The organism is Micromonospora sp. DT229, assembly GCF_049844505.1.
Taxonomy (GTDB): Bacteria; Actinomycetota; Actinomycetes; order Mycobacteriales; family Micromonosporaceae; genus Micromonospora.
This window is the reverse complement of record NZ_JBNCLD010000004.1, coordinates 89,500-103,539: the sequence shown is the minus strand read 5'-3', so window position 1 is coordinate 103,539 and position 14,040 is coordinate 89,500. Positions and strand designations below refer to the sequence as shown.

The 14,040-nt window shown below is 71.9% G+C and carries 12 protein-coding genes; 10 read left to right on the top strand and 2 right to left on the bottom strand.

Annotated elements, in window-relative coordinates:
- Positions 1-11: 11 nt before the first annotated feature.
- On the top strand, positions 12-1,421 hold the full coding sequence (locus tag ACLQ2T_RS07890; protein WP_425765328.1) for an amidase: 1,410 nt from the start codon (positions 12-14) through the stop codon (positions 1,419-1,421).
- Between the two features lie 144 nt (positions 1,422-1,565).
- Entirely contained in the window at positions 1,566-2,786 is a 1,221-nt protein-coding gene (gene ilvA / locus ACLQ2T_RS07885) for a threonine ammonia-lyase (protein ID WP_425765327.1), read from the top strand.
- A gap of 79 nt (positions 2,787-2,865) precedes the next feature.
- Here ilvA and greA read toward each other — a convergent pair whose 3' ends face one another.
- Entirely contained in the window at positions 2,866-3,363 is a 498-nt protein-coding gene (greA, locus tag ACLQ2T_RS07880) for a transcription elongation factor GreA (protein ID WP_425765326.1), read from the bottom strand.
- Positions 3,364-3,513: 150 nt separating this feature from the next.
- Positions 3,514-3,948 carry a DUF4307 domain-containing protein gene (locus ACLQ2T_RS07875; protein WP_425765325.1) on the bottom strand — a complete coding sequence of 145 codons (435 nt, stop codon included), beginning with the start codon at positions 3,946-3,948 and terminating at the stop codon, positions 3,514-3,516.
- 265 nt (positions 3,949-4,213) lie between these two features.
- Between ACLQ2T_RS07875 and mca the strand changes: the two genes are divergently transcribed.
- The 8 genes from mca (at position 4,214) to ACLQ2T_RS07835 (ending at position 14,025) form a co-directional block, all read left to right on the top strand.
- Positions 4,214-5,095 (top strand): mycothiol conjugate amidase Mca, encoded by an 882-nt coding sequence (gene mca / locus ACLQ2T_RS07870; RefSeq protein ID WP_425765324.1) that lies wholly within the window; start codon positions 4,214-4,216, stop codon positions 5,093-5,095.
- Positions 5,096-5,143: 48 nt separating this feature from the next.
- Positions 5,144-5,437 (top strand): hypothetical protein, encoded by a 294-nt coding sequence (locus ACLQ2T_RS07865; RefSeq protein WP_425765323.1) that lies wholly within the window; start codon positions 5,144-5,146, stop codon positions 5,435-5,437.
- Positions 5,438-5,675: 238 nt separating this feature from the next.
- Complete coding sequence (locus tag ACLQ2T_RS07860; RefSeq protein WP_425765583.1) at positions 5,676-8,144, top strand: putative bifunctional diguanylate cyclase/phosphodiesterase; 2,469 nt, start codon at positions 5,676-5,678, stop codon at positions 8,142-8,144.
- Between the two features lie 125 nt (positions 8,145-8,269).
- Positions 8,270-10,309 (top strand): thioredoxin domain-containing protein, encoded by a 2,040-nt coding sequence (locus ACLQ2T_RS07855; RefSeq protein WP_425765322.1) that lies wholly within the window; start codon positions 8,270-8,272, stop codon positions 10,307-10,309.
- 51 nt (positions 10,310-10,360) lie between these two features.
- Entirely contained in the window at positions 10,361-11,551 is a 1,191-nt protein-coding gene (locus tag ACLQ2T_RS07850; RefSeq protein WP_425765321.1) for a 5-(carboxyamino)imidazole ribonucleotide synthase, read from the top strand.
- Complete coding sequence (gene purE, locus ACLQ2T_RS07845; protein WP_425765320.1) at positions 11,548-12,039, top strand: 5-(carboxyamino)imidazole ribonucleotide mutase; 492 nt, start codon at positions 11,548-11,550, stop codon at positions 12,037-12,039. The genes ACLQ2T_RS07850 and purE overlap by 4 nt, the downstream gene beginning before the upstream one ends.
- A 285-nt stretch (positions 12,040-12,324) precedes the next feature.
- The gene (locus ACLQ2T_RS07840) at positions 12,325-13,017 is read left to right on the top strand and encodes a HEAT repeat domain-containing protein (RefSeq protein WP_425765582.1); all 693 of its coding nucleotides are present in this window, start codon (positions 12,325-12,327) and stop codon (positions 13,015-13,017) included.
- Between the two features lie 6 nt (positions 13,018-13,023).
- Positions 13,024-14,025, top strand: a complete 1,002-nt coding sequence (locus ACLQ2T_RS07835; protein WP_425765319.1) for a MerR family transcriptional regulator — start codon at positions 13,024-13,026, stop codon at positions 14,023-14,025.
- Positions 14,026-14,040: the final 15 nt, after the last annotated feature.

Genomic DNA, 14,040 nt, shown 5'->3' with positions numbered 1-14,040 from the left:
GGCTGGGGAGGGTGGCCGTGCAGGACATCATGCCGACCTGGGTGGGGGCGACCGCCAAACAGATCGCCCGGGGGGTACGCCGGGGAGATGTCTCGGCCACCCAGGTCCTGGCCGACCACCTGGACCACATCGCCAAGGCCGACACCGACCTCGCCGCGTTCCGTACCGTGCGCGGCGGGGAGGCGGTCACCGAGGCGGAGAAGGTCGACGAGCAGGAGGACCTGGCCAACCTGCCGCTGGCCGGGGTGCCGGTGGCGGTCAAGGAGAACACCCCGGTGGCCGGGATGCCCACCTGGAACGGCTCCGCCGCGATGCGTACCTCCGTCGCCGAGGCCGACCACGAGGTGGTCCGCCGGCTACGTGGTGCCGGGGCGGTGATCCTCGGGGTGACCCGGATGCCCGAGCTGGGCCTGTGGGCGGTGACCGACGACGACACCGCGGTCACCCGCAACCCCTGGGACCTGGCCCGTACCCCCGGCGGCTCCTCCGGCGGCGCGGCGGCGGCCGTGGCGGCCGGGCTGGTGCCGATCGCCCACGGCAACGACGGGCTCGGTTCGATCCGGATCCCGGCGGCCTGCTGTGGTCTGGTCGGCCTGAAGCCCGGCCGTGGGGTGGTGCCCTGCCAACTCGGCGCGGAGGACTGGTTCGGGCTGACCGAGCACGGCATGCTCAGCACCACGGTCGCCGACGCGGCGGTCGGCTTCCAGGTGCTGGCCGGACGCGCCCAGCAGAAGCTGGTACCACCGCAGCGGCTGCGGGTCGGTGTCTCGCTGCGCTCACCGGTGCGGGGTGTCTCGCCCGACGCCCCGAACCGGGAGGCGGTCGCCGCCGCCGGGCGGCTGCTGGCCGCCGCCGGTCACGACACCGTCCCCGCCGACCCGGTCTATCCGACCGCCCTGGGGTTGCAGGGCATCGCCACCTGGTTCGCCGCGGCCGCCGCTGACGTGCGGGCCGCCGCAGTCGACCGGCGCAGCCTGCAACCCCGCAGCCGCCGGCATGTCGCCCTCGGCGATTGGGCCTGGCGACGGGGGTACGTCCGGGAGGCCGACCGGGTGGCCTGGCGGGAACGCTCCATCGGCTTCTTCACCGACCACTCCGTGGACCTGCTGCTCACCCCGGCGCTGGCTTCCGCGCCGCCGCCGGCCACCAGCTGGTCGGCCCGTTCCTGGCAGGCCAACATGCTGACCAGCATCCGGTACGCCCCGTACGCCGCGCCCTGGAACGTGGCCGGCCTGCCCGCTCTGGTGGTGCCGGTGGGCCGTCGCCCGGACGGGTTGCCGCTGGCCGTGCAACTGGTCGGCCCACCCGGCTCGGAGCTGCTGCTGCTCGGCGTCGCCGGCCAGTTCGAGATGGAGGCCCCCTGGTCCCGGCACGCCCCCGGGTACCCCCGGGTCGGCACGGGGGCCGCGGCCAGCGCGTAGCGGGTCGGTCCTGGCGGTGAGGCCCGCCGTTTCGGCGCAATGGCGGGGTGCGGGGCGGTGGGACACCGCCACTACGGCGTAACGGAGTCGATCACGCGCCAGCCGACCCCGGTATCCGGTGGGACGGGTGGCACGATCGGGGGCATGACGGAACTGGTCACCCTGGACGATGTGCGGGCCGCGCGGGAACTGATCGCCGGGGTCACCCGCACCACCCCGCTGGAGCCGTCCCGTCCGCTGAGCGCCGCGCTCGGCGGGCCGACCTGGCTGAAGTGCGAGAACCTGCAACGGGCCGGGTCGTACAAGGTCCGGGGGGCCTACGTGCGGATCTCGCGGCTGTCGGCGCAGGAACGTGCCCGGGGTGTGGTGGCGGCGAGCGCCGGCAACCACGCCCAGGGAGTGGCCCTGGCCGCCGGGCTGGTCGGCACCCAGGCCACGGTCTTCATGCCGGTGAACGCGCCGCTGCCGAAGGTCGCGGCCACCAAGGGGTACGGCGCCCAGGTCGAGCTGGCCGGGGCCAACGTCGACGAGTCCCTGGTCGCGGCGCAGGCGTACGCGGAACGAACCGGCGCGGTGCTGATCCATCCGTTCGACCACCCGGACGTCATCGCCGGGCAGGGCACGGTGGCCCTGGAGATCCTGGAGCAGTGCCCCGAGGTGGAGACGATCGTCACCGGGATCGGCGGCGGTGGACTGATCTCCGGCATGGCGGTGGTGGCCAAGGCGCTGCGCCCGCAGGTACGGGTGATCGGTGTGCAGGCCGCCGGTGCCGCCGCCTTCCCGCCGTCCCTGCTGGCCGGCGAGCCGGTCCGCCTGCCTGCCTTCGCCACCATCGCCGACGGCATCGCGGTGGGCCGGCCGGGCGAGATCACCTTCGCTCACGTACGCAAACTCGTCGACGAGGTCGTCACCGTGACCGAGGAGGACATCTCCCGGGCGCTGCTGATGCTGCTGGAGCGCGGCAAGCAGGTGGTGGAACCGGCCGGCGCGGTGGGGGTGGCCGCCCTGTTGGCCGGTGTCGTCCAGGTGCAGGCCCCGGTGGTGGCCGTGCTCTCCGGTGGCAACATCGATCCGCTGCTGATGCTGCGGGTCATCGAGCACGGCCTGGCGGCAGCCGGCCGTTATCTGCGGATCACGGTGCGCTGCTCGGACCGGCCGGGACAGCTCGCCTCGTTGTTGGGTGAGATCGCCGAGCACCGGGCCAACGTGGTCGATGTCGTACACCAGCGGGCCCACCCGCACCTGAGTCTCGGCGAGGTCGAGGTGGCGTTGTCGGTGGAGACCCGGGGGGTCGAGCACTCCGACACCCTGATCAGTGCCCTGCGGGCCAGCGGCTATCAGGTGACCATGGCCCCGGAGGCCTGACACCTTCCGGTGTCACGCCTCCGGGGCGCGGGTGCCAGCGGTCACGACGCCGGTCGCCAAACCAGCGCGGGCGGCTGAGTCAGCCGGAGAACGGCTCGAAACTGACCACGGTCACCTTGATGTCCGCACCGCTGGGTGCGGTGTAGGTGCAGGTCTGGCCGGCCTTGCCGCCCAGGATCGCCTGGCCGAGCGCCGACTCCGGGCTGTAGACCGTGAGGTCGGTGGTCGAGGCGATCTCGCGTGAGCCGAGCAGGAATGTCTCCGTGTCATCGGCGTCGTCGTCGAAGTAGATCGTCACGACCATCCCGGGCGCCACGGCGTCGACGGTCGGCGCCTCACCGACCTGGGCCGTGCGGAGCAGTTCCTTCAGGTAGAGGATGCGCCCCTCAGCCTTGCCCTGCTCCTCACGGGCGGCGTGGTAGCCGCCGTTCTCGCGCAGGTCGCCTTCCTCGCGCCGGGCGTTGATCTCGGCGGCGATGATCGGCCGGTTGGCGATCAACTCGTCGAGCTCGGCCTTCAGGCGGTCGTACGCGTCCTGGGACAGCCAGGTGGCGGGCGCCTTGTTGCCATTGGACACAGGCGGTCCTCCTCGGTTGTGCGTGCTGGCTGACAGGTGAACCTTTAAGTTACCAGTGTCGTACGACAAGGAGTGTCGGTGATCACGTCCGCCTGGCGGGGCGGCGGCTACCCACCGTGCGGCCGGCGGCCTCAGACCAGGGCAGCGGGCTCAGGCCGGGGGTCGGCAACGGACGACCTCGCCGATGAAGGGGCGTGCGCTGGTGGTCAGTCGATGCCGAACGGTGACCTGTCGTTCCCCCTGGGCCGCGCTGACCGGGATCTCCTCCCGGGCCACCTCGGCACCGGCGTTGTCCCGGGCCCGCAGCAGGCACACCGCCGATCCGCCTTCCGGCAGGTTCACCCGGAAGTCGATGACCACCTGGCTGTCCGTGATGTCCGTGTAGGTGATCACCTGGGCGTCGTAGGCGGGGTCACCGTACTGCCGGTAGAGCCGGACGGAGACCGCGGTGAGCGCGGCCACCAGGACGACCAGCAGCAGCGCGGTCAGCAGGGGCCGGCGACGGCGGGGCTCACGGCGGCGTCCGTACCGGCCGGGGGGGAACACCGGCGCGCCCGGTGGAATTGTGGCGTGCGTCTCGGTCACCGGCGGGTATCTCCTGGCGTTTGTGTCGGCGGTATGGGCAAGAATGGCGGAGGTCCGTCCTTCCTGCCCGACTCGGTGGTGCGGGTACCCGCACCGCTGGGCGCCCGGTCCTCTGGGATGCTCGGTCTCTCGCTGCCCGGCGCCAATGATGGCTGGTGTCAAATATGACAGGCCGGCGCGGGACGGTACCGCGACGGGCAGGAAATCCGGCAGGCCACGATGGCCCCGGGGGTCAACCGCTGGGCAGAGACGAGGAGCGCCGACGTTGGCAGAGCAACTTCGACTCATGGCCGTCCACGCACATCCCGACGACGAGTCGAGCAAGGGCGCCGCCACCATGGCGAAGTACGTCGCCGAGGGTGTGGACGTGCTTGTCGTGACGTGTACCGGCGGGGAGCGCGGCAGTGTGCTCAACCCCAAGCTGGACCGACCGGAGGTGTGGGCCAACATCGCCGACATCCGGCGAGCCGAGATGGACGCGGCTCGGGCCATCCTCGGGGTCGAGCAGGCCTGGCTGGGCTTCGTCGACTCGGGCCTGCCCGAGGGCGACCCCCTGCCCCCGCTGCCCGAGGGCTGCTTCGCCCTCCAGGATGTCGAGGTGGCCGCCGCCCCACTGGTACGCCTGATGCGTCAGTTCCGGCCGCACGTCGTCACCACCTACGACGAGGACGGCGGCTACCCGCACCCCGACCACATCATGTGCCACAAGATCAGCGTGGCGGCCTTCGAGGCGGCAGGCGACGCGGGGCGCTATCCCGAGCTGGGTGAGCCGTGGCAGCCCCTGAAGCTCTACTACGACATCGGGTTCTCCAAGGGCAAGATCCTGGCGCTGCACGAGGCCATCCTGGCCACCGGGGCCGAGTCCCCGTACGCGGAGTGGCTGACCCGCTGGGAGGACCGCCCCGACAAGGGTCCCCGGATCACCACCCGGGTGGACTGCGCCGAGTACTTCCCGGTCCGGGATGACGCGCTGCGGGCCCACGCCACCCAGGTCGACCCGGACGGTTTCTGGTTCCAGGTGCCGATGGAGCTGCAGCGACGCGCCTGGCCGACGGAGGACTTCCAACTGGCCCGGTCCCTGGTCGACAGCCCACTGCCCGAGTCGGACCTCTTCGCAGGCGTACGGCAGACGGCGCATGCCCGCTGACCCGGCGGCCGGTTACCCTGGTCGGACACCGCATTTCGGAGGAAATCCATGCTGACCGCCGTCCAGGTGCTCGCGCAGAACAACTTCGGGGACACTCGGACCGGTGGCCTGGCCGGGCCGATGGGCCTGTTCCTCATCCTGGTGCTGGGCACCGCGACCGTGCTGTTGATCCGCAACATGAACGCCCGGCTGCGCCGGCTGCCGGACAAGTTCCCTGCCCAGCAGCCCAACACCCCTGCGACGGCGGGGGGCGCAAGGGTCAGTGATCCGACAGATGGGACCGTCACGGCGGATTCATCCACGGACACCGCCAACCGGCACCAGCAGCACCGGGACGGGTGACCGGGGCATGATTCACGTCGAACCGCATGGTCGCCCCCTGTTGCGACCACCGGCTTTGGCTTAGCCTTCCGCCGGGGGACCAGAAGTCCCCATGCTGCGCGGAAGGGGCGTCGATGACCATCACGATGATGTCGGCCCCTCACGCGCCCTGCCGTCGACTGGCAGGAGGAGGTCGGTGACCTCCGGCAGGGCCGGTCATCCCCTTGACCGACATGCAGGCCGTGGGACGCTCCTCGGGCTGCATCTGCTCACCGTCGCCGTCCTGTGCACCGCCCTGATCGCCGCTGTGGTCGGGCTGAGCCTTCCGGCTCCGCTGCCGGTCGATGATCCGCTCGGCGGGCCGGCCCGGTTCGGCATCGCGGTGGCCGCCTTCGCCCTGTCACAGTTGGCCCGGCTGCGGTTCCGAGCCGCCGCCGGCATGGTCAGCGTGACCTGGGCCGAGGCGGCACTGATCAGCTGCCTCTATCTGGTGCCGCCCGGTTGGCTGCCCGCTGCGGCCATGCTTGGGGTAGCCCTGGCCTGGACGGCCATGTCGATCGTGGATGAGGGCCGGACGACCTGGGAGGTAGCCCGCATCGCCGGGGCCCAGACCGCCGCGGTGGCGCTGGCGGTCGCGGTCACCACCGCCCTCGGCCAGCCGCTGCTGGCCCCCCTGACCCCGACCCTCGCGCTCACCGTCACCGCCGGGGCGGTCACCTACCTGCTGGCGGCCGCCGCGCTGGGCGGGGTCATGCTGTCGGTACGCCACGGGATGCCGATCGGCCGTCCGCTGCTCGCGGCGCTGCGCGGCAAGCTGCTGATGTTCGTCGGCAACCTCGTGGTCGGCGTACTCGTCGTGGTGCTCATCGAGATCGACCCGCGGTGGCTGTTGCTGCTGCCCCTGCTGCTGTGGCTGCTTCAACAGACCTACCGGCAGCGACTGCGCGACGCGCGCGAGCGGCGGACCTGGCGATCCTTCGCCGAGGCCACCGCTGCGCTCAACCAGCTCGACGAGCGGGGGGTTGCGGTGGCCGGGGTCACCGGCGCGCTGACCCTGTTCGAGGCGGAGATCGTGGACGTGGAGGTGGCCCGGGCCGACGGCCGATGGTGGCGCTACCGGGGCGATCCCAGCGGGCAGCTCGTCGACCGGGAGATGCCCCCACCGGCCGAGGGCGGATCCGACTCGGAGGAGTTGGTCCGTGACCTGTCGGTCGGGGACACCCGGGTGGGGCGGCTGCGGGTACGGCTGCCGCGGACGGCCCCCTCCACGGGGCGGGAGCGCGACGCTCTGGCCGCCTACGCCGATGCCCTGGCCGGTGCCCTGCATGACGCGGCGACCCACCGAGAGCTGCGACTGGTCACCGCCCGTTCGTCGTACGAGGCGGTGCACGACCCGCTGACCGGACTGGTCAACCGGGCGGCCCTGCTCAGCCAGGGCGACCAGGCGCTGCGGCGACTCGCGCACGACCATCCGGTAGCCCTGCTGCTGCTCGACGTCGACCAGTTCAAGGAGGTCAACGACACCCTCGGGCATGCCGCCGGCGACCAGTTGCTACGGCTGACCGCCAACCGGCTCAGCGGCCTGGCCCGCCCCGGTGACCTGCTGGCCCGCCTCGGCGGAGACGAGTTCGCGCTGCTGCTGACCTCGGTGCCGGTGCTCGGGGACCACACCGCCCCGATGGCGTACGCCCTGCGGCAGGCGCGGGAGGTGGCCGACCGGCTGGCCGCCCCGGCCGAGGTGGCCGGGGTACGGATGTCCGTCGAGGTGTCCGTCGGTGTGGTGGTGGCCGCGGCCGGCACCGCCGACCTGACCGAGTTGCTGCGCCGCGCCGACATCGCCATGTACCAGGCCAAGTCCGGCGGCGGCAGTGTGGCCACCTACGACAGCGCGCGGGACGCGGCCAGCACGGACCAGTTGGCCCTGCTGGCAGAGGTGCGGGAGGCCTTGCAGACCGACGACCAACTGGTGTTGGTGTTGCAGCCCGCGGTGGACCTGGCCACCGGTGCGCCGACCGGGGTGGAGGCGTTGATCCGCTGGCGACATCCGCGCCGGGGCCTGCTCAGCCCTGCCGACTTCATCCGGGCGGTGGAGAACAGCGACCAGCTGGGTAGCTTCACCCGGTACGTACTGGACAAGGCGTTGGCGGTGGCCGCCAGTTGGGCCGGCGAGGGTCTGGACATCCCCATCTCGGTCAACCTCTCCGCCCGCAGCCTGCTGGACCCTCGGTTGCCCACGGAGATCGCCGAGGCGCTGCGTAGGCATCAGGTGCCGGCGGACCGGCTGGTCCTGGAGATCACCGAGACGGTGGTGATGAGCGAGCTGGAGGTCATCGACCAGGTGCTCACCGCCCTGCGGTCGATGGGTGTGCAACTGGCGGTCGACGACTTCGGCACCGGTTTCTCCTCCCTCAGCTTCCTCGCCCGGGTCGCCGTGGACGAACTCAAGGTGGACCGCTCGTTCGTGTTGCGGATGGGGGAGTCGCCCGAGGCTGCGGCCATCGTGCGCCTGACCGTCGGGATGGCCCACGAACTGGGCCTACGGGTGGTGGCCGAGGGAGTGGAGACCGCCGCCCAGCGCTCCGCCCTCACCGAGCTGGGCTGCACCGCCGCCCAGGGCTACCACTTCTTCAAGCCCATGCCCGCTGACAAGATCGCCGCCGTCCTGGGCTCCCTGTCCCGCAAGCCCCCCACCAACGTTCTCCCCCTCCGCGCCGACGACGCCTCCTAGCCCCGCCTCACCCACCCCTGCCTCTCCGGGTTGATCATGTGGTTGGCGGCACCTTGAAGATCAACGAGTGCCGTCAACCTCATGATCAACGCCGTGCGGGGGGTGGGTGTGGGTAGGGTCGGGGGGTGAATCGACTTGCGGGGGCTACCAGTCCGTACCTGCTTCAGCATGCGGACAATCCGGTGGACTGGTGGCCTTGGTGTGATGAGGCGTTCGCTGAGGCGCGACGGCGGGATGTGCCGGTGCTGATCTCGGTTGGTTACTCTGCGTGTCATTGGTGTCACGTTATGGCGCACGAATCGTTCGAGAACGAGGGCGTGGGTCGGCTGCTGAACGAGGGGTTCGTGTCGATCAAGGTGGATCGGGAGGAGCGGCCCGACGTCGACGCGGTCTACATGACCGCCACCCAGGCGATGACCGGCCAGGGTGGCTGGCCGATGACGGTCTTCGCGACGCCGGACGGCACCCCGTTCTACTGCGGGACGTACTTCCCCCGGGCGAACTTCATCCGTCTGCTCCAGTCGGTCAGCACCGCCTGGCAGGACCAGCGCGAGGCCGTACTGCGGCAGGGCGCCGCGGTGGTGGAGGCGATCGGCGGAGCCCAGGCCGTCGGCGGCCCCACCGCCCCGCTCACCGCCGACCTGCTCGACGCCGCCGCCACCCGACTGGCAAGCGAGTACGACGAGACCAACGGCGGATTCGGCGGGTCACCCAAGTTCCCGCCGCACCTGAACCTGCTCTTCCTGCTCCGCCACCACCAGCGCACCGGCTCGCCGCAGAGCCTGGAGATGGTCCGGCACACCTGCGAGGCGATGGCCCGGGGCGGCATCCACGACCAGCTCGCCGGCGGCTTCGCCCGGTACTCGGTGGACGGGCACTGGACCGTGCCGCACTTCGAGAAGATGCTCTACGACAACGCCCTGCTGCTGCGGGTCTACACCCAGCTGTGGCGGCTCACCGGCGACGCGTTGGCACTGCGGGTGGCCCGGGACATCGCCCGCTTCCTCGCCGACGAGCTGCACCGACCCGGCCAGGGTTTCGCCTCCGCACTGGACGCCGACACCGAGGGAGTGGAGGGCCTCACCTACGCCTGGACCCCGGCTCAGCTGATCGAGGTGCTCGGGGAGGAGGACGGCCGCTGGGCCGCCGACCTGTTCGGCGTCACCGAGGCCGGCACCTTCGAACACGGCATGAGCGTGCTCAAGCTGGCCCGCGACGTCGACGACGCCGACCCGGCCGTGCGGCAGCGCTGGCAGGACGTCGCACGCCGGCTGCTCGCCGCCCGGGACACCCGCCCCCAGCCGGCCCGCGACGACAAGGTGGTGGCCGCCTGGAACGGCCTGGCCGTCACCGCCCTGGCCGAGTTCGTCCGGCTGGTGGAGACCTCCGGCCGGATCGGCACCGAGGGAGAGGCCAACCTGCTGGAGGGGGTCACCATCGTCGCCGACGGTGCGCTGCGCGACACCGCCGAGTACCTGGCCCGGGTGCATCTGGTGGACGGGCGGCTGCGGCGCGCCTCCCGCGACGGGCAGGTCGGGGAACCGGCCGGGGTGCTGGAGGACTACGGCTGCGTGGCCGAGGCGTTCTGCGCCATGCACCAGGTCACCGGTGAAGGACGCTGGTTGGAGTGGGCCGGGCAACTGCTGGACGTCGCGCTGGCCCACTTCGCCGCCCCCGGTGGGGCCTTCTACGACACCGCGGACGACGCCGAACGACTGGTGGCCCGCCCTGCCGACCCGACCGACAACGCCACCCCATCGGGGCGTTCCGCGATCGCCGCCGCCCTGGTGGCGTACTCGGCGTTGACCGGGCAGACCCGCTACCGGGAGGCCGCCGAGGCGGCCCTGTCCACCATCGCGCCGATCGTCGGGCGGCATCCACGCTTCACCGGGTACGCGGCGGCTGTGGGCGAGGCGCTGCTCTCCGGGCCGTACGAGATCGCCGTGGTCACCGCCGATCCCGCCGGTGACCCCCTGGTCGCGGCGGCCCACCGGCACGCCCCACCCGGTGCGGTGATCGTGGCCGGGCAGCCGGACCAGGTCGGCGTACCGCTGCTGGCCGACCGGGGGTTGCTCGACGGCCGACCGGCCGCGTACGTCTGCCGGGGGTCCGTCTGCCAACGGCCGGTCGACACGGTCGATGACCTGGTGGCGCAGCTGGGCTGAGCCGGATCCGCCGGCCGGTGCCTGTGTCGGTCCCGCTAGGCTGGCGCCGCTATGGATTCCCGTACCGGTCTGCCTGTTGTCGGCATGGTGGGTGGTGGCCAGCTGGCCCGGATGACCCATCAGGCTGCGATCTCCCTCGGTCAGTCGCTGCGCGTGCTCGCGCTCACGCCGGACGACGGGGCGGCCCTGGTCGCCGCCGACGTCCAGTACGGCGACCACACCGACCTTGCCGCCCTGCGCACCTTCGCCAAGTCGTGTGACGTGGTCACCTTCGACCACGAGCATGTCCCGACCGAGCACATCCGCGCCCTGGCCGGCGAGGGGGTGAAGCTCTTTCCACCGGCGGACGCCCTGGTGCACGCCCAGGACAAGCGGGTGATGCGGGAACGGCTCGACACCCTGGCGGCACCGAACCCGGCCTGGCGGCCGGTCGAGTCGACGGCCGACCTGGTGGCCTTCGGCGACGAGGTGGGCTGGCCGGTCATGGTCAAGGCCGCCCGGGGTGGGTACGACGGGCGGGGAGTCTGGCCGGTCACCGACGCCGCGCACGCCACCGAGCTGGCCCAGACCCTGCTTGCCGGTGGCACGAAGCTGATCGTCGAGGAACGGGTGGCCCTGCGCCGCGAACTGGCCGTGCAGGTGGCCCGTTCCCCGTTCGGGCAGGTCGCCGTCTACCCCGTGGTGGAGACCGTGCAGCGTGACGGGATCTGCGTCGAGGTGCTGGCGCCGGCCCCCGGCCTGCCGGAGGAGCTGGCGGTGGCCGCCCAGCAGCTCGCCATCGACCTGGCCACCGCGCTGGGCGTGGTCGGGTTGCTGGCGGTCGAGCTGTTCGAGGTCGCCGACGACTCCGCCCCCGGTGGCAGCCGGCTGCTGGTCAACGAGTTGGCCATGCGTCCGCACAACTCCGGACACTGGACCATCGAAGGTGCCCGCACCTCCCAGTTCGAGCAGCACCTGCGGGCGGTGCTGGACTACCCGATGGGCGACACCTCGCTGACCGCGCCGGTCGTGGTGATGGCGAACGTGCTCGGCGGGGAACCCGGCGGCATGCCCATCGACGAGCGGCTGCACCACCTCCTCGCCGCCGAACCGGGCGCCCGGGTGCACCTCTACGGCAAGCAGGTACGCCCCGGCCGCAAGATCGGGCATGTCACCGTGCTCGGCGACGACCTGGACGAGGTACGCGCCCGCGCCGCGCGGGCGATGCGCTGGCTGCGCGACGGTACGGAGGGAGCAGCATGAGCACGGTCGGTGTGATCATGGGCAGTGATTCGGACTGGCCGACCATGAAGGCGGCCGCCGAGGTGCTCGCCGAGTTCGAGGTGCCGTACGAGGTGGAGGTCGTCTCCGCACACCGCACCCCGGTCAAGATGATCGACTACGGGCGGGCCGCCGCCGGGCGGGGCCTCAAGGTGATCATCGCGGGTGCGGGTGGTGCCGCCGCCCTGCCGGGCATGGTCGCCTCGGTCACGCCGCTGCCCGTGATCGGGGTGCCGGTACCGCTGAGGCACCTCGACGGCATGGACTCGCTGCTGTCCATCGTGCAGATGCCGGCCGGTGTGCCGGTGGCCACCGTGTCGATCGGCAACGCGCGTAACGCCGGACTGCTCGCCGTACGCATCCTCGGTGCCTCGGACCGGGCCCTGCTCGACCGGATGTCGGCGTACCAGGCGGATCTGGAGCAGTTGGTCGCGGAGAAGGACGCGGCTCTGCGGGCTTCTCTGGCTTAGGTCTTCCCTGGTTGCGGTTGGGGCTGGGGGGGCGACCGTCCCCGGCTCCGGGCGGTCAGGCTTGATCCCTGCGCCGGGCACGGTTCGCCCCCAGCCCTGCCGTGGGCGGGCTGTCCCGTTGTCCAGGCTCCGTTTCGCCGTGGTGGCGGGTTTCTGCTGCTGCGTATCCCGCTGTTTCGGCGGAATGGTGGGCCGGTGATGTCGGGGGTGGGGTTGACCCTGACATGGTGAGAAGGGGTGGACTGGGCGCGGGGGTGATCCGTGGTGGTCGAGTCGGCGCGGGGTATGCAGGCAAGGCGGGTGCTCGCGGGGCTGAGGCACGAGAGTTCCTCGGTGCGGTTGCGGGTGGCGTTGGCGGTCGGGTCGACCCCGGATCCGCAGTTCGTGGACGTGCTCGTCGAGCGGTGCGCGGTCGAACCGGAGTTCTTCGTGCGCGAGATGCTCACCTGGGCGCTCACCCGACAACCGACGTCGGTGACGGTCCCCAGGCTGATCGAGGAGCTGCGCTCGGCGTCTGGGCAGGCACGCAGCCAGGCGTTGCACACACTGTCCAAGATCGGGGACCGGCGGGCCTGGCCGGCGATCACGAAAGAGCTGCTGACCGACGCCGACGACGAGGTGGCGCGCAGCGCCTGGCGGGCCGCTGTCGTACTCGTGCCGGAAGGTGAGGAATCCGGGTTGGTCCGGGTGCTGGCGATGCAGCTCGGGCGCGGCGAGCGGGACACGCAGTTGAGCCTCAGTCGGGCGCTGATCGCGCTCGGGGAGGTGATCATGCCGGTGCTGCGCGCCGCGACGACCCATCCCGACCCGCGGGTACGCCAGCACGCGATCGCCACCGAACGGCTCTGGCACGACCCGGACACCGGCTTCGACTCCGCCGTCGAGGAAGCGAAACGGATCGTGGCACTCGGCCCGGCCCGCCCGGACACCTCCGGCAAGAAGGCTGGTAGCCAAGTGGGTGACGGCCAGGAGGGGTGACCGGCGGTGTTGATCGGTGAGGTGGCCCGTAGGTCCGGGATCAGTGCCCGGATGCTCCGGCACTACGAGGCCCTCGGGCTGGTGCGGCCGACAGGTCGTACCGGGTCCGGCTATCGGGAGTACTCCGACGAGGACATCCGGCGGATCTTCCACATCGAGAGTCTGCGTTCACTGGGGCTGTCTCTGCGGGAGGTCCGGCGGGCCCTGGACGAACCCGGCTTCGCGCCCGCGGCACTCGTGGACGACCTCATCCGGCAGACCCGGGCACGCATCGCGGCCGAGACGGAACTGCTCACCCGACTGCGTCGGGTCGGTGCCGTGGAACCCGCCGACTGGGCGGAGGTGCTCCAGATCGTCGCGCTCCTGCAGGGGCTCAGGTCGGACAGCCCAGGTGAACGCCAACGCGCGGCCCTGTCGTCGCGGCGAGCTACCCCGGTGCCGGTGGAGGCGCTGGTCGAGGCGGTGCTGAGCGAGGAGGATCCGAACGTCGCCGGAGCCCTGCGCTGGGCGTTGGCGCAGTCGGGCGACGGGGGACTGGTCCTGCTGGCGGAGGGCCTCGACGCACCGGGCGCGGAGGTACGCAGACGTGCCGTCGAAGCCATCGCCGAGATCCCGAGCGCCGCGGCGACCGTACTGTTGCGGGACGCCCTGGCCAACGCGGACCTCGCGGTCGGCCGGTACGCGGCCCTGGCGCTCGGGGCCCGTGGGGTCGCCGAGGCGATCCCCACCCTCGTCGACATGGTCGTCGAGGCGGCCGATGACGTCGAGGCGGCCGATGCCCTGAGTGTGTTGGCGGGGGAGGCGACCCTGGCGGATCAGATCGCCGCCCGGCTGGTCGGCTGCCTCGACGCCGCCGGTGACCCCGCCACCCGTCGACGGTTGGTGGCGGCGCTGGCGGACATCCCGGGGGACACCCCCACCCAGGCCCTCACGGGCCTGACGGCAGACCCCGACCCGGTCGTCGCACACACCGCCGCACACCTCCTCCGGCTACGCGCTGGGCGGTGAGGCTACGCGCGCAGC